The organism is Roseateles sp. FW301-B2 (assembly GCF_058788955.1).
This window is the reverse complement of record NZ_JBYTBE010000014.1, coordinates 14,569-35,821: the sequence shown is the minus strand read 5'-3', so window position 1 is coordinate 35,821 and position 21,253 is coordinate 14,569. Positions and strand designations below refer to the sequence as shown.

General features: G+C 70.8%; 16 protein-coding genes. 10 read left to right on the top strand and 6 right to left on the bottom strand.

The window, feature by feature from the left end; genetic code table 11:
• Nucleotides 1-2: 2 nt before the first annotated feature.
• The 4 genes from AC3WQY_RS11570 to AC3WQY_RS11555 all read right to left on the bottom strand — a co-directional run bounded on the left by AC3WQY_RS11570 (nucleotide 3) and on the right by AC3WQY_RS11555 (nucleotide 5,327).
• Nucleotides 3-1,037 carry a PAS domain-containing sensor histidine kinase gene (locus AC3WQY_RS11570; RefSeq protein WP_492708464.1) on the bottom strand — a complete coding sequence of 345 codons (1,035 nt, stop codon included), beginning with the start codon at nucleotides 1,035-1,037 and terminating at the stop codon, nucleotides 3-5.
• 9 nt (nucleotides 1,038-1,046) lie between these two features.
• Complete coding sequence (gene glpK, locus AC3WQY_RS11565) at nucleotides 1,047-2,543, bottom strand: glycerol kinase GlpK (protein ID WP_492708462.1); 1,497 nt, start codon at nucleotides 2,541-2,543, stop codon at nucleotides 1,047-1,049.
• Nucleotides 2,544-2,553: 10 nt separating this feature from the next.
• The gene (locus tag AC3WQY_RS11560; protein WP_492708460.1) at nucleotides 2,554-3,522 is read right to left on the bottom strand and encodes a porin; all 969 of its coding nucleotides are present in this window, start codon (nucleotides 3,520-3,522) and stop codon (nucleotides 2,554-2,556) included.
• A gap of 140 nt (nucleotides 3,523-3,662) precedes the next feature.
• A complete protein-coding gene (locus AC3WQY_RS11555) occupies nucleotides 3,663-5,327 on the bottom strand; it encodes a fatty acid--CoA ligase (protein WP_492708458.1) in 1,665 nt (554 codons plus the stop codon).
• A 227-nt stretch (nucleotides 5,328-5,554) separates the two neighbouring features.
• On the opposite strand from AC3WQY_RS11555, the gene AC3WQY_RS11550 reads away from it, so the two are divergent.
• From AC3WQY_RS11550 to AC3WQY_RS11505, 10 genes are all read left to right on the top strand, one after another.
• Entirely contained in the window at nucleotides 5,555-6,418 is an 864-nt protein-coding gene (locus tag AC3WQY_RS11550; protein WP_492708456.1) for an alpha/beta fold hydrolase, read from the top strand.
• Nucleotides 6,419-6,533: 115 nt separating this feature from the next.
• Nucleotides 6,534-7,613 (top strand): ABC transporter substrate-binding protein, encoded by a 1,080-nt coding sequence (locus AC3WQY_RS11545; RefSeq protein ID WP_492708454.1) that lies wholly within the window; start codon nucleotides 6,534-6,536, stop codon nucleotides 7,611-7,613.
• A gap of 17 nt (nucleotides 7,614-7,630) precedes the next feature.
• On the top strand, nucleotides 7,631-9,193 hold the full coding sequence (locus AC3WQY_RS11540; RefSeq protein ID WP_492708452.1) for a sugar ABC transporter ATP-binding protein: 1,563 nt from the start codon (nucleotides 7,631-7,633) through the stop codon (nucleotides 9,191-9,193).
• A gap of 1 nt (nucleotide 9,194) precedes the next feature.
• Nucleotides 9,195-10,115, top strand: a complete 921-nt coding sequence (locus tag AC3WQY_RS11535) for an ABC transporter permease (RefSeq protein ID WP_492708450.1) — start codon at nucleotides 9,195-9,197, stop codon at nucleotides 10,113-10,115.
• A gap of 2 nt (nucleotides 10,116-10,117) precedes the next feature.
• Nucleotides 10,118-11,071, top strand: a complete 954-nt coding sequence (locus AC3WQY_RS11530) for an ABC transporter permease (RefSeq protein WP_492708448.1) — start codon at nucleotides 10,118-10,120, stop codon at nucleotides 11,069-11,071.
• A gap of 13 nt (nucleotides 11,072-11,084) precedes the next feature.
• Nucleotides 11,085-12,680, top strand: coding sequence for a glycerol-3-phosphate dehydrogenase (glpD, locus tag AC3WQY_RS11525; RefSeq protein ID WP_492708446.1), 1,596 nt, complete (start codon nucleotides 11,085-11,087; stop codon nucleotides 12,678-12,680).
• Nucleotides 12,677-14,281, top strand: coding sequence for a methyl-accepting chemotaxis protein (locus AC3WQY_RS11520; RefSeq protein WP_492708444.1), 1,605 nt, complete (start codon nucleotides 12,677-12,679; stop codon nucleotides 14,279-14,281). The genes glpD and AC3WQY_RS11520 overlap by 4 nt, the downstream gene beginning before the upstream one ends.
• The gene (locus AC3WQY_RS11515) at nucleotides 14,278-15,102 is read left to right on the top strand and encodes an SDR family oxidoreductase (RefSeq protein ID WP_492708442.1); all 825 of its coding nucleotides are present in this window, start codon (nucleotides 14,278-14,280) and stop codon (nucleotides 15,100-15,102) included. Before AC3WQY_RS11520 ends, AC3WQY_RS11515 begins: the two co-directional genes overlap by 4 nt.
• Nucleotides 15,103-15,116: 14 nt before the next feature.
• On the top strand, nucleotides 15,117-16,802 hold the full coding sequence (locus tag AC3WQY_RS11510) for an acyl-CoA dehydrogenase family protein (RefSeq protein ID WP_492708440.1): 1,686 nt from the start codon (nucleotides 15,117-15,119) through the stop codon (nucleotides 16,800-16,802).
• 209 nt (nucleotides 16,803-17,011) lie between these two features.
• Complete coding sequence (locus AC3WQY_RS11505; RefSeq protein WP_492708438.1) at nucleotides 17,012-17,314, top strand: antibiotic biosynthesis monooxygenase; 303 nt, start codon at nucleotides 17,012-17,014, stop codon at nucleotides 17,312-17,314.
• Here AC3WQY_RS11505 and AC3WQY_RS11500 read toward each other — a convergent pair.
• Together AC3WQY_RS11500 and AC3WQY_RS11495 are read right to left on the bottom strand one after the other, a co-directional pair.
• Nucleotides 17,279-18,742: an amidase gene (locus AC3WQY_RS11500; RefSeq protein ID WP_492708436.1), complete on the bottom strand. Its 1,464-nt coding sequence runs from the start codon at nucleotides 18,740-18,742 to the stop codon at nucleotides 17,279-17,281. The genes AC3WQY_RS11505 and AC3WQY_RS11500 overlap by 36 nt on opposite strands.
• A gap of 13 nt (nucleotides 18,743-18,755) precedes the next feature.
• Nucleotides 18,756-21,218, bottom strand: coding sequence for a tetratricopeptide repeat protein (locus AC3WQY_RS11495; protein ID WP_492708434.1), 2,463 nt, complete (start codon nucleotides 21,216-21,218; stop codon nucleotides 18,756-18,758).
• Between the last annotated feature and the right edge of the window lie 35 nt (nucleotides 21,219-21,253).

Below are 21,253 nucleotides of genomic sequence, written 5' to 3'. Positions count from 1 at the left end.
GGTCATGCCGATACCGGTACCTGCAGGCGCAGGCAGCTGCCGCCCTCCGCCAGGGCCTGGGCCTCCAGTGCGCCGCCGAGTTCGCGCGCGCGCTCCTTCATGCCCAGCAGATCGCGCGCCGCGCCGGCCAGGCCGGGCCCGTCGCTGCGCAGCTCCAGCAGCAGTTCGCTGTCGTGCTGCTGCAGGCGCACGGCGAGGCGGCGCGCGGGTGCGCCGCGCAGCAGCAAGAGCTGCAGGCCCTCCTGCAGCACACGGTAGATGCTGGTGGCGCGCTCGCTGGCCAGCGCAAAGCTCAGTTCGGCGCAGTCCAGGCTGCAGTCGATGGCATGGCGCGCGCCAAAGCGTGCCAGCTCGCGTTCCATGGTGGGGCGCAGGCCCAGATGGTCCAGGCCGCTGGGGCGCAGCTCCTCGGACATCTCGCGCACCGTCTGGATCGCCTCCTGCGTCACCGCGGTGAGGCCGGCCACCATCCGCAGCAGCTCGGGGTCCTGCACGCGGCGGTTGATGCGCTTGATGTCCATCTTGATGGAAGCCAGCAGGCCGCCCAGCACGTCGTGGATCTCGCGCGCGAAGCGGGCGCGCTGGGCCTCGCGGTCGCGGTTGATGTGGGCGGTGAGCTCCTGCAGGTCGTGGCGCGCGCGGCGCAGCTCTTCGTCGCGCGCCACGCGTTCGCTCACGTCGATGCCCACGCCCACCACCGCGGGCCGGCCGTGATAGGCCAGGCGCGTGCCATGCACCTCCAGGTGCACGCGGTGGCCGGCCTTGTGCAGGGCCGGGGTCACATAGCGCACGCTGGGAATCTCGCCCGAGATGCGGCGCCGGTAGATGCTCAGCGACTGGTCGATGAAATCCGCCGGCACCACGTCGCGCAACGTAAGGCCGATCATCTCTTGCCGCGTCATGCCCATGAAGCCGGCCCAGGTGTCGTTGCAATAGACGAAGCGCTCGTCCTGCAGCACATAAACGCCCGCGATCGACTGCTCGATGATGGCCTGGAAGGAGGGATCCTCCATGGTGCTGGCGTTGCTAGTGCTCATGGTCGCAGTCTAGTGCGCCATCGCCTGCCGCACCGCCGCTTCCCAGCGCGCCATCAGCTCGCCGGCGCGCTGACGCGACAGCGTCGGGTGGAAATAGCGCTCGGGCCGCCAACGCTGCTCCAACTCGCCGAGCCCGGCATAGACGCCGGTGGCCAGGCCGGCCAGATAGGCCGCGCCCAGGGCGGTGGTCTCCACCACCCGGGGGCGCACGACCGGGATGCCCAGCAGATCGGCCTGGAACTGCATCAGCAGATTGTTGACGCTGGCGCCGCCGTCCACGCGCAGCTCATTGATCGAGGCGCCGCCGCCGGCTTGGGCATCGCGGTCCATGGCCTGCAGCAGCGCCGCGCTCTGGAAAGCGATGCTCTCCAGCGCGGCGCGCGCGATATGGGCCACGGTGCTGCCGCGTGTCAGCCCGACGATGGCGCCGCGCGCCTCGGCACTCCAGTAGGGTGCACCCAGGCCGGTGAAGGCGGGCACGAACATCACGCCGCCGGCATCGGGCACGCTCTCGGCCAGGGCCTGCACCTCGCTGCTGCCCTGGATCGCGCGCAAGCCGTCGCGCAGCCATTGCACCACCGCGCCGCCCACGAACACGCTGCCTTCCAGCGCGTATTGGGCCGCGCCGCCCGGCTGGGCCGCGCGCGTGCTCACCAGGCCGTTGGCCGAACTGCGCGCCTCGGTGCCGGTGTGCATCAGCATGAAGCAGCCGGTGCCATAGGTGCTCTTGGCCAGACCGGGCCGGAAGCAGGCCTGACCGAACAGGGCGGCCTGCTGGTCGCCGGCGATGGCGCAGATCGGGATGGGCCCGCCCAGCAACTCGGCCGCGCTCTCGCCGAAGCAGTGGCTGGAGGGATGCACCGCCGGCAGCAGCGCCGCGGGCACGCGCAGCTGCTGCAGCAGGGCCTCGTCCCAGGCCCCGCGGTGGATGTTGAAGAGCAGGGTGCGCGAGGCATTGCTGACGTCGGTGGCATGCACGCGGCCGCCGGTGAGCTGCCACAGCAGCCAGCTGTCCACCGTGCCGAAGGCCAGCTCGCCCTGCTCGGCGCGCGCGCGTGCGTCCGGCAGCTGGTCCAGCAGCCAGGCGATCTTGGTGGCCGAGAAATAGGGGTCCAGCTGCAGGCCGGTGCTGGCGCGCACCTGCTGGGCAAGACCCGGCACCGCGGCCAGCGCTGCGCAATCAGCCTCGGTGCGGCGGTCCTGCCAGACGATGGCGTGGTGCAGGGGCTGGCCCGTGCGGCGGTCCCACAGCAGGGTGGTCTCGCGCTGGTTGGTGATGCCGATGGCGGCGATGTCGCGCGCCGCCAGGCCGGCGCGGGCCAGGGCCTCGCGCGCGGTGGCCAACTGTGCCTCCCAGATCTCGGCCGGGTCGTGCTCGACCCAGCCGGGCCGGGGGTAACGCTGGCGCAGTTCGCGCTGCGCCAGCGCCAGCACCTGCCCGTCCTGATCGAACACGATGCTGCGCGAGCTGGAAGTGCCCTGATCAAGCGCGAGAAGGTACTTCATGGCGGCTGCCTCAGAACAGGTGCTGCAGGCCGAACTCGTAGCCCGACTTCTCGCTCAGCGCCTTGCGCTCGTTGGCGAAGTTGGTATAGACCGCGGTGCGCTTGGAGAGCGAGTAGTAGTAGCCCAGCGAGAGTTTTTGCGAGCCCACCGTGCCGGCGTTCTTGTACTCGCCATAGCTGGCGCGTATCTGGCCGGCGCCCAGCGGCACCACCGTGGAAACCGCCCAGGTCTTGACCTTGTTGCCGCCGATGTCGGTGCCGTCGCCCAGCATGGCGTTGAGCGTGAGCGCGTCGAAGGCATAGGCGCCGAACAGGCTCAGCAGCTTGGAGCGGCCGTCGGCCGGCTTCTCGTAGCCCAGACGCAGCTGCCAGGGGCCGGGGGCATAGCCCAGGGCGAAGGAGTAGGGGCTCTTGTTGGCCACGCCGCTCCAGCCTGGATTGCCCTCCTTGGCGGCCACCTGGGCCGAAAGCGAGAAGGCGCCGGCGCTGTAGTCATAGGTGACCGCGTTGTTGTACCAGAGGTTGCCGATATAGCCGGTATCGGCGATGAAGCCGTTGGTGGCGTTGTCCCAGAACCAGGGATCGACGAGGATCTGCGGCAGCAGCGCCGCCGTCATTTGCCGGCCCAGCGTGAGTGAACCCCACTTGCCGCTCAGGCCCACGTAGGAGGCCTGTGACCAGAAGGTGCCGATCGGGTTGTTGAGGAAGGCGCCGGGGTTGTTGGTCGTGCCATCGTCGGCGTTGAGGCGGTGGTCCAGCATGAAGAAGGCCTTCATGCCATCGCCCAGCTCCTCGCTGCCGCTGAAGGCCAGATGGCTCATGGCGCCGGTGCCCATGCGCTTGACCGAGGAGCCGATGTCCTTGCCCACGTTCAGGTCGATGCGGCCCGAGACGCTGACGCTGGATTGCGCGCTGGCACTGGCGGCCAGGGCGAGCAGGGTGGCCGCCAGGGCGGCGGGCTTGAGGATGTGCTTGCTCATATCTCTTGTCTCCTACGGCGGGGCGCTGAGAGCCCCTGGTTGTGGGTTTGGTGTGCCTGCTGCTTGCCATGCGGGCATGGCGCTGCCGCGACGACGGCGCAGGCGACCGTCGACGGGTTGGGGATTGGGGGTGCGAGGGCTCAGCCGCCGGGGCTGCCATACTTGCGGCGCAGCGCCTTCTTGTCGAACTTGCCGACGCTGGTCTTGTCGATGCCGGGCACGAACAGCACCTGGTCGGGTACGGCGTAACGCGGCACCACGCCCTGTTCGGCCAGCTGGGCCACCAACTGCTTGAGCTCCTCCTCGGTGAGGGTGTCGGCAAAGGCCGGCTTGGGCGTGACGATGGCCAGGGGCCGCTCGCCCCATTTCGCGCTCGCCACGCCGATCACCGCCACCTCGGCCACGCCGGGATGGCTGGCGATCAGATGTTCGAGATCCAGCGAGGAGATCCACTCGCCGCCGGTCTTGATGACGTCCTTGAGGCGGTCCACCAGGCGCAGGCAGCCGCTCGCGTCGATGCGGCCGATGTCGTTGGTGTGCAGATAGCCGCCCTGCCACAGCACCTCGGAGGCGGCCGGGTTGCTCAGATAGCCCTGGGTCAGCCAGGGCGCGCGCACCACCACCTCGCCCAGCGCCTCGTCGTCATGCGGCACCTCGCGCAGCTGGTCGTCGACGATGCGCAGGTCCACCAGCGGGATGGCCCAGCCGGCGCGCATGCGGAAGTCGGCATCGCTGCTGCTGGCGTCCGCCGCGGCAGGGCGCTGTGCTAGCGTCAGGATGGGGCAGGACTCCGACATGCCATAGCCGGTGAAGATGTCGATGCCATGCGCCAGCGCCTGCTGGCACAGGCCCGGTGGCAGCACCGAGCCGCCGGCCACGATCTTCCAGCCCTCGAAGCGCTGGCCCTGGGCCGCGTTGATGACCATCTGCAGCACCGTGGGCACGCCGTGCGAGAAGCTCACGCGCTCGCGCCGCACCAGCTCGACGATGCGCTCGGGCACGTAGCGGCCGGGATAGACCTGCTTCACCCCCAGCAGGGTGGCCACGAAGGGCAGGCCCCAGGCATGCACGTGGAACATCGGCGTTAGCGGCATGTAGACGTCGCCGCGGTGAAAGCGCTGCTGCTCCGGGCTGGCCGCCAGGCCCGCGGCGGTGGCCAGGGTGTGCAGCACGATCTGGCGATGGCTGAAGTACACCGCCTTGGGCAGGCCGGTGGTGCCGGTGGTGTAGAAGGTGGTGGCGCGCGTGTCCTCGTCCAGCTCGGGGAAGGCGTAGTCGCTGCTGGCCGCGCCCATCAAGGCCTCGTACTCGCCGTCCACGCCTTCGCTGTCGGCGCTGCCGCCGGCCTCGTCGCGCAGCGCGATCACGCGCTTGAGCTCGGGCAGGCGCGGTCGCAGTGCCGCGATGGTGGCCAGAAAATCCTCGTTCACCAGCAGGGTGCTGGCACCGCAGTGGTCCAGGGTGTAGGCGATCTGCTCGTTGGACAGGCGCACATTCACCATCATCAGCACCGCACCCATCATCGGGATGGCGAAGTAGGCCTCCAGATAGCGGTGGCTGTCCCAGTCCATCACCGCCACCGTGTCGCCGGGGCGGACGCCCTGGGCGCGCAAGGTATTGGCCAGCCGCGCCACGCGCTTCGCAAACTCGCGGTAGCTGTAGCGCGATTGATCGCGGTAGACGATTTCCTGCTCGGCGGCATTCGCCAACGGGGTGTGCAGCAGCTGCTTGATCAGCAGCGGGTAGGCATAGGCCGATGCGGTGCGCACGATGGTCTCGGGCTGGGGCTCGGGCTGGGTGGCCATGCGGGTCTCCTGAGGGTTCTTGATCTGTGCGGCAAGCGTAGGCAGACGCGCCGTGCCTGGCCGTCAGAAATTTCTGCCACGGGGCTAGGAAGGTTCTGAAACGCGGCTCGTCAGAACATTCCTACGCAGGGTGTGGAAGCTTCCGACGGACAGGCGCCGAGGCGCTGCCTAGGATTGCTTCAAACAGGGGCGAGACCCCATCCCCGGACCAGCAGGAGACAAGCCAGATGAACGAACAGCACTTCGCCATTCGCGCCGACGATGGCCACGAGATCGAGACCTTTGCCTGGAGTGGCGATGCCAAGCCGCGTGCCGTGGTGCAGATCGTGCACGGCATGGCCGAGCATGTGCGCCGCTATCGCCATGTGGCCCAGGCCCTGGTGGATGCCGGCTACACGGTCTATGGCAGCGAGCACCGCGGCCACGGCGAATGGGCCCAGGCCCAGGGCAGCCTGGGCGATTTCGGCCCGCGCGGCTTTGCCGCCGCCATCGCCGACATGGCCAGCGTCTCGCGCGAGCTGCGCGCCCGCCATCCGGGCCAGCCGCTGGTGATGCTGGCCCACAGCATGGGTTCGTTCGCGGCCCAGATCTACCTGCTCGAGCACAGCGCCCTGGTGGACGCAGTGGCGCTCTCCGGCACCGCGGCGCTGGACCTGCTGGACCCGCGCATCTCGGGCTGGACCGTGGAGGGCGCCAACGCCGCCGTACCGCAGCCGCAGACGCCGGCCGATTGGCTCAGCCGCGACCCCGCCGTGCCCGCCGCCTACATCGCCGATCCGCTGTGCGGCTTCGCGCTCACCGAGGCCTCGCTGTTCTCGGTCTTCGATCTTGGCAACAAAGCTACCGCCGACGTGGCGCAGCTGCGCCGCATCCGCGCCGAGCTGCCGCTGTATCTGTTCACCGGCGACCAGGACCCGGTGAACGGCTACCTGGCCTGGTACGAGCCGCTGCTGGCGCGCCTGCGCGAGGCCGGCATGCGCGACCTCAGCAGCCATGTCTATGGCGGCGCGCGCCATGAGGTGCTCAACGAGACCAACCGCGCCGAGGTGATTGCCCAGCTACGTGCCTGGCTGGATCGCGTCACCGCCTGAACCTCACCGCTATCCCTCAGCCGCCACAAGCCCCGCATCGGCCGGGGCGGGGGATGGCTTTGCCCTCGGAGCGTGGGGAACACGCTCGCCACTACGAAAAACGGAGACAAGCAAGATGAACCGCAACGCAATCAAGCATGGCCTGCGCGCCACCGCCCTGGCCGCCACCCTGGCCCTCGGGCTGGGCGCGGCGCAGGCCGCCGAGGTGGAGCTGCTGCCCGGCGGCCAGCTCTCGCCCACCAGCAGCGAGAAGACCAAGCCTGGCCAGTTCAAGAAGGCCGCGCCCTGGCGCATCGGCGTCAGCTGGGCCGGCATGGGCAACAGCTGGATCGTGCAGATGATCTCCGAGATGCGCCACACCGCGGGCCTGGACAAGAACATCGGTGGCTTCATCGTCACCGAGGCGAACTGGAACCCTGCCAAGCAGGTGGCCGATGTGGAAGACCTGCTGGCCAAGAAGGTCGACGTGCTCATCATCGGCCCGATCTCGCAGGCGGTCGGCGCGCCGCTGATCGAGAAGGCTGCCAAGCTGGGCATCCCGGTGGTGACCTTCGGCGCCTACGGCCCGGCCACCATGAGCACGGTGGAGGTGATGGCCGGCGGCAAGGTGTTCGGCCAGCAGGGCGGCGAGTTCCTGCGCAGGGAGCTCAAGGGCAAGGGCAATCTCTGGGTGTTCCGCGGCGTGGCCGGGGTGGACGAGGAGCAGCTGCGCTATGACGGCTTCCGCATGGCCATCGAGGGCTCGGAGCTGAAGATCACGCAGGAGGTGTTCGGCGACTGGAACTACGCCAAGGGCAAGCAGCTGTGCGAGAACCTGGTGCTCTCGGGCCAGCAGGTCGATGGCATCTGGTTCTCGGGCTCGGAGATGACGCGCGCCTGCCTGGACGTCTTCAAGGAAGCCGGCAAGGCCCTGGTGCCGATGACGGGCGAGGCCAACAACGGCTTCCTGCGCATCTGGAAGGAGAGCGGCCTGAAGAGCGTGGCGCCGCTGATGACCCCCGGCCTGGGTGCCGCGGTGGTGCGCGCCGCCACCGGCCTGCTGGAGGGCAAGCCGCTCTACCGCAGCTACTTCTCCACCATGGCGCCGATCGCGCGCGAGCAGCTCGACAAGTTCTACCGCCCCGACCTGAACGACGCCTTCTGGCTGCCCAGCGGCCTGCCCGAGGACAAGCTGCACCAGCAGTTCCGCCGCTGAAGCCGAGGGCTCACACCATGGACCATCCCCAGGCAGGGCAGGCAGCGCCACGCGTGCTGCTGCGCCAGGTGTCCAAGCGCTTCGGCTCCACCGCGGCGCTGCAGCAGGTCTCGTTGGCGGGCGCGGCCGGTTCCATCCACGCCGTCACCGGCGAGAACGGCGCCGGCAAGTCCACGCTGATGAAGCTGCTCGCCGGCGTGCATGCGCCGGACGAGGGCGAGATCTTCATCGACGGCGTCGCCGTGCGCCTGGCCAGCCCGGCCGCAGCACGCCGCCTGGGGGTGTCCACGGTGTTCCAGGAGCTCACCGTGCTGCCCAATCTCAGCGTGGCCGAGAACCTCTGCCTGGGGCGCGAGCCACTCAGCGCCCGCATGCTGGACCGCGGTGCGATGCGGCGTCAGGCCGAGGCGGTGCTGGCGCGCGCCGGCATCAGCCTGGCCCCGCACCGTGCCTGCCGCGAGCTCAGCATCGGCGAGCAGCAGATGCTGGAGATCGCCAAGGGCCTGGCCGCCGAGGCGCGCATCTTCATCTTCGACGAACCCACCGCACCGCTGAACCGCGCCGAGGTGGACCGCCTCGAGCGCCTGCTGCTGGCGCTCAAGGCCCAGGGCAAGCTGATCTTCTACATTAGCCACCGGCTGGAGGAAATCTTCCGCTTCTGCGACACCGTCTCGGTGTTGAAGGACGGCCAGCATGTCTGCACCCAGGCGAGCGCGGCGCTGAACCCCGACCGCCTCGTCAGCCTGATGGTGGGGCGCGAGCTGCAGCAGCTGTTCCCGCCGCGCGCCGCCGAGCGCCCCGGCGCCACCCTGCTGCACGCCCGCGGCCTGCAGGTGGGCGAGGCGCGTGCCGGGCAAGACCTGACCCTGCGTGCCGGCGAGATCGTCGGCATGGCCGGCCTGGAGGGCCAGGGCCAGCGCGAGCTGTTGCGTGCGCTGGCGGGGCTGGCGCGGCCGCGTGCCGGCAGCATCGAGCTGATCGACGAGCTGGGCCGTGCGCATGCCGTGCAGCACCGCCACGGCGCAGCGCAGGCGGTACGCCAGGGCGTGGCGCTGATGCCTGAAGACCGCAAGGCCGAGGGCCTCTACCTTGACCTGCCGATCCAGGACAACATCTGGCTGGGCCGCCTGCGCGGCACACGGCTGTGGCAGCGCGCCCGCCGCGACCCGGCCCTCATCACCCGCCTGGCCGAGCGCATGCAGATGCGCAGCGCCCCCGCGCTGGCGGTGGGCGCGCTGTCCGGCGGCAACCAGCAGAAGGTGATGCTGGGGCGCTGGCTGGCCTCGGGCGTGCGCGTGCTGCTGGTCGAGCAACCCACGCGCGGCGTGGACGTGGGCGCCAAGGCCGAGATCTACGGCCTGCTGCGCCAGTTCGTCGCCGAGGGCGGCACGGTGCTGGCGGTGTCGGGCGATCTGCCCGAACTGATCGGCCTGTGCGACCGCATCCTGGTGCTGCGCCAGGGCGCCATCGTCGGCACCATGGCGGGTGCTGCGGCCAGCGAGGAGGGCCTGCTGGCCCTGGCCCTGCAGGAAAGCCCCGCCCAGGCCGGCATCCCGTCAAGCCAGGTGCAGGAGGCCTGAGATGAGCACCACCATCCGTTCCGGCCTGAGCCGCTACACCCTGGGCCTGCCCCTGCTGCTGGTGCTGGGCCTGCTGGCCAGCAATGCGGACTTCCGCCAGCCCCAGAATCTGCTGAACTTCGGCGGCCAGATCGCCGCCCTGCTGATCGCGGCGCTGGGCCAGCTCTTCGTCACCCTGCTGGGCGGCATCGACCTCTCGGTAGGGGCGGTGATGAGCCTCAGCAGCTGCCTGCTGGCGGTGCAGCCAGACCCGCTATGGGGCGTGCTGTTCGCGCTGGGCCTGGGCCTGGCGGTAGGCCTGCTCAATGGCGTGGGCGTGGCGCTGGCGGGCGTGCATCCGCTCGTGATGACGCTCAGCACCGCCACCTTTCTGCAGGGCCTGGCCCATGTGGTGCTGCCCATTCCCGGCGGCCGCATCGCGCCGGCGCTCACCCATGCGGCCTCCGGTACTTGGCTGGGACTGCCGCACTCGCTGCTGTGGTGCGGCGCGGCGGTGGCGGGCGTGGCCTGGCTGCTGAACCGCAGCCGCCTGGGCCTGCATTTCTATGCGGTGGGTGGCCAGGCGCGCAGCGCCTACCTGAACGGCGTGAATGCGCGCGCCCTGGTGGTGCTGGCCTATATGGCCTGCAGCCTGCTGGCGGCCGTGGCGGGCATCTACCTGACCGGCCGCGTCGCCGCCGGTGATCCGGCACTGGGCTCGGCGTTTGCGCTCGAGTCGGTGGCGGCAGTGGCGCTCGGCGGGGTGCAGCTCACCGGCGGCGCCGGCAGCGTCACCGGCGTGGTGGCGGGGGCCCTGAGCCTGGGTCTGCTCACCAATGGCCTGAACCTGTTTGGCGTCTCGCCCTTCATGCGGGCGGTGCTCACCGGTTGCCTGCTGCTGGCGGCGGTGAGTGTGCAGCGCCGTCGAATCGTGGGAATGTAGTGATGAGCAAGCTGTCTTCTTTTCTCATCCGCGCGCTGGCCCTGCCGCCGGCCTATACCGGCACGGCCTTGCTGCTGCTGGCCGCGGCCTGGTTGCGCCCCAATCTGCTCTCGCCGATGTTGCTGCTGCTGATCTTGCGCCAGGCTGCACCGCTGGGCATCGCGGCGATGGGTCAGTCGCTGGTGATGCGCGGGCGTTCGCTGGATCTCTCGGCCGGCGGGGTGATCGCGGCGGTGGCCTATCTGCTCACCAGCGGCGCGCTGCCGCTGAGCGAGCCGCTGGCCCTGCTGGTGTGCCTGCTGCTGGGTGCGGCGGTGGGCGCCTTCAACGGCCTGCTGGTGGTGGGCGTGCGCGCCTCCGCGGTGATCGTGACGCTGTCGGTCTCGATGATTCTCTCGGGCATCGTGATCGCGCTGAGCCAGTTCCATGCGCCCGGCGATGCGCCGCAGTTGCTGCGCGAACTGGCGCGCACGCGCTGGCTGGGCCTGCCGCTGCCGGTGCTGGGCTGGGCCGCGCTGCTGCTGCCGGCGGCCTGGCTGATGCGACGCAGCGTCTACGGCCGCGCGATGGACGCGATCGGCGCCAACCCGCGTGCGGCCGAACTCTCCGGCCTGCCGCATCTGCGCGTGGTCTTCATCGCCCATCTGGCCTCGGGCCTGCTGTCGGCACTGAGCGGCTTTGTGCTGCTGGGCTTTGTGGGCGTGGGCAGCGTCAATCTGGGCGCCGAGCTGGCGCTCAACTCGCTGGCCGCGGCCATCCTGGGCGGCGTCAACTTCGGCAGCGGGCGCGGCGGCATGCTGGGCCCGGCGGTGGCCGCCTTCATGCTGGCCCTGCTCTTCAATTTCCTCACCAGCCTGGGCCTGGGCGAGGCCAGCCGGCTCATGCTGCAGGGTGCCATTATCGGTGCCGCGGCCTGGGCCTATGCCTGGCGCCATCGCGGCTCGGGCCAGCACTGATGCAGCCATGCCCATGAACCACTCCGCATTCCCCGCCGCGAGCGATTTCGACTGCGACGTGCTGATCGTCGGCGGCGGCATCAACGGCGCCGGCATCGCGCGCGACCTGGCCGGGCGCGGCTGGCGCGTCGTGCTGGCCGAGCGCGACGACCTCGCGGCGCACACCTCCTCGGCCTCCACCAAGCTGATCCATGGCGGCCTGCGCTATCTGGAGCATTACGAGTTCGGCCTGGTGCGCAAGGCCTTGCAGGAGCGCGAGCTGCTGCTGAAGAGTGCCCCCCACATCATGCGGCCGCTGCGCTTCGTGATGCCGCACGACCCGGCAATGCGCCCGGCCTGGCTGATCCGCCTGGGACTGTTCCTCTACGACCACCTGGCACGCCGCGAGGTGCTGCCCGGCTCTAGTGCGGTGCCGCTGCGCGGCAGCGAGCTGGGCGCGCCCCTACACGCGCGCTTCAGCAAGGGCTTTGTCTACTCGGATGGCTGGGTGGACGATGCGCGCCTGGTGGTGCTGGCGGCGATGGACGCCGCCGCGCGCGGCGCCGCGGTGCTGACGCGCACCGCCGTGGTCAGCGCCCGGCGCGGTGCCAGCCATTGGCAGGCCACGCTGCGCCAGGCCTCGGGGCGCGAGCAGACGGTGCGGGCGCGCGCGCTGGTCAACGCCGCCGGCCCCTGGGCCGAGCAATTCCTGCGCGAGGCGGCGCTGCCGCACCAGGGCGAGCGGCTGGCGGGGCGGAGCCTGCGTCTCATCAAGGGCAGCCACATCGTGGTGCCGCGCTGCTTCGAGCACGAGCATGCCTACATCTTCCAGAACGACGACGGCCGCATCATCTTTGCCATCCCCTACGAGCAGCACTACACGCTGATCGGCACCACCGATGTGGAGCTGTCCGCGCTGCCGCGCCAGGCGGCCATCGCCGCCGAGGAGGTGGCCTATCTGTGCGAGCAGGCGAGCCGTTACTTCCGCCGCCCCATCACGCCGGTGCAGGTGTGCTGGAGCTATGCCGGCGTGCGCCCCCTGCTCGACGATGCCGAGGGCAAGGCGTCGGCGGTGACGCGCGACTACCTGCTGGAGGCCGAGGCCCGCGCCGGCGCGCCGCTGCTGAGCGTGTGGGGCGGCAAGATAACCACCTTCCGCAAGCTGGCCGAGGAAGCGGCCGACCAACTGGGCGCGATGCTGGGCGAGGCCCGCCCCGCCTGGACCCACGACGCCAGCCTGCCCGGCGGCGATCTCTCGGCCTGGGTAGGTGCGCCCAGCCGACCCGATGCCGACTTCGCCGCCTTCGCCGGCGCGCTCGCGCTGGCGCATCGCTGGCTGCCGGAGGCGTTGGTGAAGCGTTATGCGCGCGCCTATGGCAGCCGCGTGCAACGCCTGCTGGGCGATGCGCGCGGCCTGGCCGATCTGGGTGCGGAGATTGCGCCGGGGCTTTACGAGGCCGAGCTGCGCTATCTGCAGCGCGAGGAATGGGCACGCGACGCCAGCGACGTGCTGTGGCGCCGCTCCAAGCTGGGCCTGGGCTACAGCCTGGCGCAGCAAGAGGCGGTGGCGCGCTGGTTCGCGCCATCGGTGGCGCAAGCCGAGCTTGATCCGATGGAGAAGCAATCATGAGCCAAAGATCCGTATCGCGCCTGCAGCTCACGCTGGCGCAAAAGCTCGCCGCCGGCTTTGCCGGCATGCTGCTGCTGCTCTTGAGCATCAGCCTGGTGAATGCGCTGGAGCTGCGCGCGATGGGCACGCAGCTGCGCAGCATCGTGGACGAGAACAACCCCAAGAGCGCGCTGGCGCAGCGCATGCTCAGCAGCATTCTGGAGATGTCGATCCAGGCGCGCTCGATTGCCCTGCTTACCGATGCCGAGGCGATCCAGGCCGAGGCGCATCGGCTCAAGGCCGCGCAGGCGGCTTATGCGGAGGCCGAGGCCCAGCTGGCGCGGCTGAGCCAGCAGGCCGGCACCGCTGCCGCTGACGTGACCGAGGAAGCGGCCCTGGTGCAGGCCATCGTGGCCCAGGGCCAGCGCACCCTGCCGCTGATACTCAAGGCCGCTCAGGAGGGGCAGGATGGCGCCAATATCCAGGCCACCGAGACCCTCACTGCCACGGTGCGGCCGCTGGAGATGGACTGGCAGGCGCGGGTGGGTGAGCTGATCGCGCTGGAGGCGCAGCACAACCAGCAGGCCGACGCGGCCGCCCGTGCCGGCCTGGGCCGCGCGCTGATGCTGGGCGCCGCCATGCTGGCGCTGGCGGTGGCGCTGGGCGGCCTGCTGGCCTGGCGCATCATCCGCAGCGTGCGCCGGCCCATCGAGGGCGCGATCGCGGTGGCGGAGCGGATTGCGCGCGGGGATCTCTCGGGCCAGGTGCGGGTCGAGTCGAGCGACGAGGTGGGCCGGCTGCTGCAGGCGGTGGCCCTGATGCAGCAGCGCCTGCGCGAGCTGGTGGCCGAGATCAGGCTCTCGGCCGAGAGCGTGCAGATTGCCAGCGCCGAGGTCTCGGCCGGCAGCCTGGATCTGCAGGGTCGCACCGAGGCCGCGGCCTCCAATCTACGTGACACCGCCGACTCGATGGAACAGCTCAGCGGCGCGGTGCGCCTCACCGCCGAGTCGGCCGGCACCGCCAACAAGCTGGCCACGGCAGCCGCCAGCGTGGCGCATCTGGGTGGCAAGGCGGTGGCCGAGGTGGTGGCCAAGATGGCCGACATCAGCGCCAGCTCGAAGCGCATCTCCGACATCATCGGGGTGATCGACGCGATTGCCTTCCAGACCAATGTGCTGGCGCTCAATGCCGCGGTGGAGGCGGCGCGCGCTGGCGAGTCGGGGCGCGGCTTTGCGGTGGTGGCGGCGGAGGTGCGCGGCCTGGCGCGCCGCTCGGCCGAGGCGGCCAAGGAGATCAAGGGCCTGATCGAGACCAGCGTGTCCAGCATCCAGTCGGGCGCGCGCTTGGTCAATGGCGCCGGCGGCACCATGGACGAGCTGCTGGCCAGCGTGCGCAGCGTCACCGACATCATTGCCGAGATCTCCAGTGCCTCGGCCCAGCAGAGCCAGGGGATTGCGCGCGTCAGCGGCGCGGTCACGGCGCTGGACGAGATGACCCAGCACAACTCGGCCCTGGTCGAGCAGTCCACCGCCGCGGCCGAGATGCTGCGCGAGCAAGCCCTGCGCCTGATGGAGCTGGTGCTGTCCTTCCGCATCCAAGTCGAACCTCAGGAGAGCGCATGAGCCTCAACGTCTTCCAGCCCGATCTGCTCAAGGGCCAGCACGCCGTCATCACGGGCGCCGGCAGCGGCATCAACAAGCGCATTGCCGAGCGCTTCGCGGCCCAGGGCGCGCGCATTTCCATCATCGGCCGGAATGCCGAGCGCTGCGCCGCCGCCGCGGCCGAGATTCGCGCCCAGGGTGGCGAGGCCGAGGGCTTTGCCGCCGACGTGCGCCAGTTCGAGGCGCTGGCTGCGGCCTTCGAGGCGGCCGCGCAGCGCTTCGGCCCGGTGGACATCGGCATTGCCGGTGCCGCCGGCAATTTCGTGGCCGAGGCGGCCGGCATGTCGGCGAACGGCTTCCGCACCGTCATCGACATCGACCTGATCGGCAGCTTCAACACATTTCGCGCGCTGCTGCCGCTGCTGCGCCCGCAGGGCGCGAACCTGCTGGCGATCTCGGCGGTGCAGTCCATGCTGCCGATGGCCACGCAGGTGCATGTGTGCGCGGCCAAGGCCGGCATCGACATGCTGGTGCGCAGCCTCTCGATCGAATGGAGCGCGCGCGGCATCCGCTGCAACGCGATTGCGCCCGGGCCGGTGGCCGATACCGAGGGCATGAATCGCCTGGCCCCCGGCGGCGAGGCCAGCTGGCAGCGCCTGCTGGCCGGCATTCCGATGGGGCGCGCCGCCGCGCGCGACGAGATCGCCGACCTGGCCCTGTTCCTGTGCAGCGGCGCGGCGCGCTACATCAACGGTACGGTGCTGGTGATCGACGGCGGCCAGAGCAATCTGGGTTCGCTGCCCTTCGGCGAAATGCTGCGCGACTCGTTGCGGGCAGCCTGAGGCGGGAGCCTGCCATGGCCTATGCCGTTCCCGTGCAAGCGCTGAGCTTCTGGCTGCGGCTGCAGGCCCCCGCCGCGGATCAGGTGGCGGGCGAGCTGGGCGTGCTGCAGCGCTTGGCGGCCTTTGCCGATGCGGTGTTCGTGCCCCTGCAGGCGCAGGCGGTGCAGGCCGGTGCCAGCCTGCAGGCCGACGGCAGCGTGAGCCTGCCGCCGGGCTTCGAACCCGCCTTCCAGGCCTTTGCAGCGGCCGGCTGGCAGCGCCTGCGCCATGCCCAGGCCCTGGGTGGCATGGCGTTGTCGCGCGCCGCCGCAGCAGCCGGCAGCGAGATGCTGGCCGGCGCCTGCATGGCGCTGGCCGCGGCCCCGCAGCTGAGCGACCATGTGATCGAGCTGCTGGCCGAGACCGGCAGCGCAGCCCAGCGCCAGCGCTGGCTGCCGGCGCTGCTGCGTGGCGACTGCTGCGGCACCCTGAGCCTGCTGCCATCGGCCGTGCATTGCCGCGCCGAGCCGCTGGCCGAGGGTGGCTACAGCCTCAGCGGCACCAGCGACTTCATCTGTTATGGCGAGCATGAGATGAGCGCCAACATCCTGCACCTGGTGCTGGCCCGCCTGCCCGGGACGGCCGAGCCCTCGCTGTTTGCCGTGCCCAAATGGTGCGAGGCCGGTGGCGCGCGGCGGCGGAATGCCGTGCATGCTGATTCGCTGGACCACAAGCTCGGCGCCCATGGCAGCCCCACCATGTCGGTGCGCTTCGGCGGCGCAGCAGGGCTGGCGCACGGGGAACTGCTGGGCGCGGCGGGGCAGGGCGCCGCCCTCATCGCGGCCCAGCTGGACCAGGCCCGCTTCGAGGTGGGCGTGCAGGCGGTGGCGCTGGGCGAACGCGCCCTGCAGATGGCCGACGCGCATGTCCTGAGCCGCCCGCCGCAGGCCGGCACGGCCTCGCTGCATGAGCGCATCGACCAGCAGCGCATGCTGCTCACCATGCGCGCGCTCACCGCCGCCGGGCGCAGCTTCTATCTCCATCTGGCGCGCCTGCAGGACCTGGCCGGGCAGGCTGAGGCGCCGGACGCGGCCCTGCACCGCCATCTGCTGATCCCGGTGCTGAAGGTTTGGACCACCGAGCAGGTGCAGAAATGCTCGGGCCTGGCGGTGCAGATCTTCGGCGGGCGCGGCCGGGTGGAGAGCAATGGCGTGGCCCAGCTGTTCCGCGATGCGCGCATGCTGGGCCTGGCCGCCGGCCCGAATACCGGCCAGGCGCGCGAACTACTGTGCCAGGGCCTGCTGCGCGACCGCGGTGCGCTGTTCCGCCGCCTGCTGGCGCAGATCTGGGATACCGAGGCGGATCTGCAGCACATCGCCACGCCGGACCTGCTGACGATACGGCGCTTCCTGGTGCTGGCCAGCGAGGCGCTGGAGCGCGCCGTCGACCATGTGGTGATGTGCGGCGGCGAGGACTCGCTCTCGGTGGCCGGCGTGGCCAGCGAGCTGCTGATGCTGCTGGGCGACGTGGTGGCCGGCTGGCGCCTGGCCGAGGATGCGCTCGGCGCCCTGGAGCTGGCACAGGAACATCCCCAGGCCGGCGACGCTGCTTGCATGGCGCAGCGCCAGGCACGCTTCTATGCCGAGCACATCCTCTCCAAATGCCCGGGCCGCGAGGCCGTGATCGTGATGACCACGCCCTTGCTGGACATGGTCATGTAGGGCGGATAGGGCTTCTCGGTGGCAAGGCGAGCCGGCCAATGCAAGCAGCGCGACAGGCTTAGCGCGCCCGGCGGGGGCGCTGCCCCGGATTGGAACTCGGCCGCATCGCGGCCTATGCTGACTCTGCTGATCTCGCGCTGCCCCGCCATCCTGCGGCGGCCGCGAAGAGTTCAGACCGGGGTGTTCGCATCCCTCAGCAAGGAGGTCCTATGACCGCATACAACGTCGTTCGCTTCAAGGTGAAGCCGGGGTTCGAGGACGCGTTCGTGAACGAGCATCGGCAAGTCAGGGCCGAGCTGCCGGGCATGCGCAAATTCTCCCTGCTCAAGACCGGCGAGCGCGCCTACTGCGTGATCGGCGAGTGGGACAGCATGGAGAGCATCGTCAGCGCGCGCCCCGGCATGATTGCGCTGCTGGACCGCCTGCGCGGCATGCTGGAGGACCTCGGCAACGGGCTCGGTGTCACCGACCCGGTGTCAGGCGAGGCCATCGTCGAGTTGCGCGGCGATTGATGGCGGCCGCCGTTGCAGCACGTCCTGCGCCGCATCCTCATAGACCTGGCTGAGCTGCAGCAACGCCAGATCGGCTTGCGGCCGGCCGATGATCTGCAGCCCGCAGGGCAGCCCGGTCGGGCCGAAGCCGGCGGGCAGGCTGATGGCGGGCAGGCCGGCGAAGCTGGCGTAGATGGTGACCTCCATCCAGCGGTGGTAGGTATCCATCGCGCGGCCGTTGATCTGCTGGGGCCAGCGCTGGCTCGCCTCGAAGGGCCAGACCTGGGTGGCGGGCAGGGCGATGAAGTCGCAATGCGCGTCGAACAGCGCCAGCATCTGCTGGTAGAAGGCGCTGCGCTGGGTGCTGGCGGCCAGGGTCTGTGCGCCGCTGAGGCCGGCCGCCTGGTCGGCCTCCCACAGCGCCTCGGGCTTGATGAGGGCGCGGTTGCTGGGCTTGAAGAGATAGGGCGCGAGCCGCCCCGCCACCAGCCAGCGCCGCCACACCAGCCAGGCCTGCCAGACCGCCTCGGGCGAAAAGAAGCCGGGCTGCCGGGGCTCGACCACGCAGCCCAGGCCCTGCAGGCGCTGCAGGCCCTGCTCGCAGACCTCGAGGATGCCGGGCTCCATCGCCAGATAGCCGCCCAGATCGCCCAGCCAGGCGATGCGCTGGCCGCGCGGCTGGAAATCGCGCAGCCGCTGCGCATAGCGCTCGCCGCCGGGCAGGGAGAGCGGCACGCGCGGGTCGTGGCCGGCCTGGGTCTCGAGCAGCAGGGCCAGGTCTTGCGTGTGGCGCGCCATCGGGCCCTCGGTGCCCAGCTGCGTGACCCAGACATCGCTGGCCGGCCACAGCGGCACGCGGCCCTGGCTGGGGCGCAGGCCGAACACGTTGTTCCAGGCCGCGGGGTTGCGCAGGCTGCCCATGAAGTCGCTGCCATCGGCCACCGCGAGCATACGCGTGGCCAGCGCCACCGCCGCGCCACCGCTGCTGCCGCCGGCCGACTTGGCCGGGTCGTAGGCATTGCCGGTGCAGCCGAACAGCTCGTTGAAGCTGTGCGAGCCGAGGCCGAACTCGGGCGTGTTGGTCTTGCCGATGACGATGGCGCCGGCCGCCTTCATGCGCGCCACCATCAGGCCGTCTTCCTTGGGGATGAAGTCCTTCATCAGCGGCGAGCCCAGCGTGGTGCGCAAGCCGGCGGTGAGGGCCAGGTCCTTGATCGCCTGCGGCAGGCCATGCATCCAGCCCATGGTCTCGCCGCGCTGCAACTGGGCGTCGCGCGCATCCGCCTCGCGCAGCAGCTCGGCCTCGTCGCGCAGGCTGACGATGGCCTTGTGCACCGGGTTCAGCGCGGCGATGCGGGCCAGCGTGGCACGCATCAGCTCGCGGCAGGAAAGCTGCCGCGCATGGATGGCGGCGCTGAGGGCGTGGGCGGGCAGCTCGGTGGGGTCCATGGCGCGGCCCGGCTCAGGGCGTCGGCGGCAGCAGGCGCTGCTCCACCGCCGGCAGCTCATGCACCGAAACCCATTCCGACTTGTCGGCACGGAAGAGGTAGGCCGGGCCGTCGCGTCTGATGGCGGCCAGCGTGGCCCTGGCCTCGTCGTGGCGGCCCAGCTCCTGCTGGGCCTTGGCCTTGACGATCAGGGCCAGATCGCACCAGGGGAACTGGGTGAGCGCGGCCTGGGTCTTGCGCAGCGCGGCGTCCGCGTCCTTGCCCTGCAGCGAGATCCAGGCATCCAGCGCCCGCAGGTTGGGGTCGGTGGCATCCAGCAGCAGGGCTTCCTTGAGCTGGCTGGCGGCGGCCTCGGTGCGGCCGGCGCGCAGCAGATCGCGCACATAGTCGGCGCGCAGCGGCACGAGGCCGGTGCGCAGGCGCAGCACCTTCTCGTACTGCGCAAAGGCTTCGTCCCAGCGCTGCGCCAGCGCCAGCGTGGCGGCGCGGCCCCAGAGGCCCTCGGGGCTGTCGGCCTGGTAGGTCAGCACTTTTGCATAACTGGCCAGGGCCGCGTCCACATCGCCCTGCTTGCGCTGGTAGTCGGCCAGCGCCAGGTCGACGCGGAACTGGTCCTCGCCCTTGAGCTCGTCGCGCCGCGCGCTTAAGCCGGCGATCACCTCGGCCAGCGGCTGGCCGGTGTGCCAGAGCGCCTCGGCGGCGGCGGTCTTGATGCCGCCGCTCAAGGGGTGGCGCTGCAGGGCGCGCGTTGCCAGCGCGTCGACCGACGCGCGCTCGCCCTTCAGCGAGATGCCGTAGAGCGCGGCGCCCAGCACCACCTCGTCGTCCGGCGCCACCTGCAGCGCGCGTTCGAAGCGCGTCAGGGCCGGCGCCAGCTCGCCGTCTTCCAGCTGCTGGCGCGCGCCGTTCACCAGCGCGATCGGCAGGCTGGCCTGCACGTCCTGCTTGGCCATCAGCCGGCGCTCCAGCGCCTGCAGTTCGGGGTCGATGCTGGCGAGGCGCTCGCGCACGATCTCGCGCGGGTCGTAGGCATCGCGGCGCGGCGAGTCGAGCGCGTTGGCACCCTCGGCGAAGTACTCCCATACCGAGCCGCCGGCGTAGCGCGAGAGGAAGCCGTTGCCGGTGGCGGCGTCGCGCTCCTTGGCGCGGCGATACAGCTCCTGGATCTCGCGCCACTGGTCGGCGGTGAGCACGCCGTGCACCTGATGGCTGAGCTCATGCAGCACGGTGTTGTAGCGCTCGAAGATGGAGCGCTCCACATCCTCGATGCCGGTGACGGTGTGGTGGCCGCCCATGCCGCGCACATCGTCCCAGAGGCGCGAGTCGTACTCGATGCGCGCGTCCTTCAGCGCCTTGGCGCCCGGGGTGTCCGAGAGCTTCATGTAGAGCGGCTTGATGTAGTGGGTGGCACCGCCCTCCACCAGCAGGGGGATGAAGGCCTGCCAGGGCGCGACCGACAGCGCTACGCGCTTCTGGTGGCGCGGCGAGAGCTCGGCCCAGTTCAGCACATAGCGCTCGATCGCCGGCACCGTGGGCATGGGGGTGGCGGCAAAGCGGCGCTCGTCGGCGGCGCGGTGCACGCTCTGCAGCATGCGCTGCGACTCCAGCGCCTTGGCCAGCACCGCGTGCGCCCGGCCCAGGCCGGGCAGGCGGCGCAGCGCGGCAAAAGCATGGTCGCGCGCGGCCTCGAAGCGGCCGGCGGCAAAGGCGTCGGAGGCCTGGCGCACCAGGGCCGTCGCGACCTGGAAGGCGCTGGCGTCGGCGGCGGCGAGCTGGCTGTAGTTCTGGCGCGCGTAGCCATTGCCCAGCAGGTAATGCGCGGCCTCGTGATAAGGGTTGAGCTTGACGGCCTGCTCGGCGGCGGCGATGGCATCGTCGGTGCGGCCCAGGCGTATCAAGGTGTCGGCCAGGGCCTGGTAGCCGTCGGCCGTGGGCGCGGCCGCGAGGCTGGCGCGCAGCTGCTGGTGCGAGGCGTCGAAGTCGCGCTGCTGGTAGGCCAGCTGGCCCAGGCCCTTGAGCGCGGCAGCCTTGTCTTCCGCGGTTCCCTTGGCAATTCCTTCGGCCGCACTGGCGCGCTGCAGCGCGCCGTCAAAGCATTGCCTGGCGCGCTCGAAGTCGCGCGTCTCCAACGCCAGCCGGCCGGCGTATTGCAGGTCCATCGGCGCGCTGTTGGCGGCCAGGCGCGTGCGGCGGTCCAGCTCGGCCATGTCCTCGCGCATCCACAGCCATTGGTAGATCAGCGCGCGCTCGGCCGGGCTCGGCGCGGCCTTGGCCAGCAGGGGCTTGAGCCGCGGCGCGGCGGCGCGGAAGTCCTGCCGCTGCAGCAGCGCGGCAAGGCGGGACGGCGCCGATGTCGTTGCGGTGGCGGCCGTGGTGCTGGCGGCGGCAGCGGCTACGCCGGGCATGGCCAGACCTTGCAGGGCGGCCAGCAGCAGCAGCAAGCTGCCGAGGTGTTTGTGGTGTGGCGCTGCGCGCATCGGGCTTGTCTCCTTCTTGGAAGCCGCGATGCTAG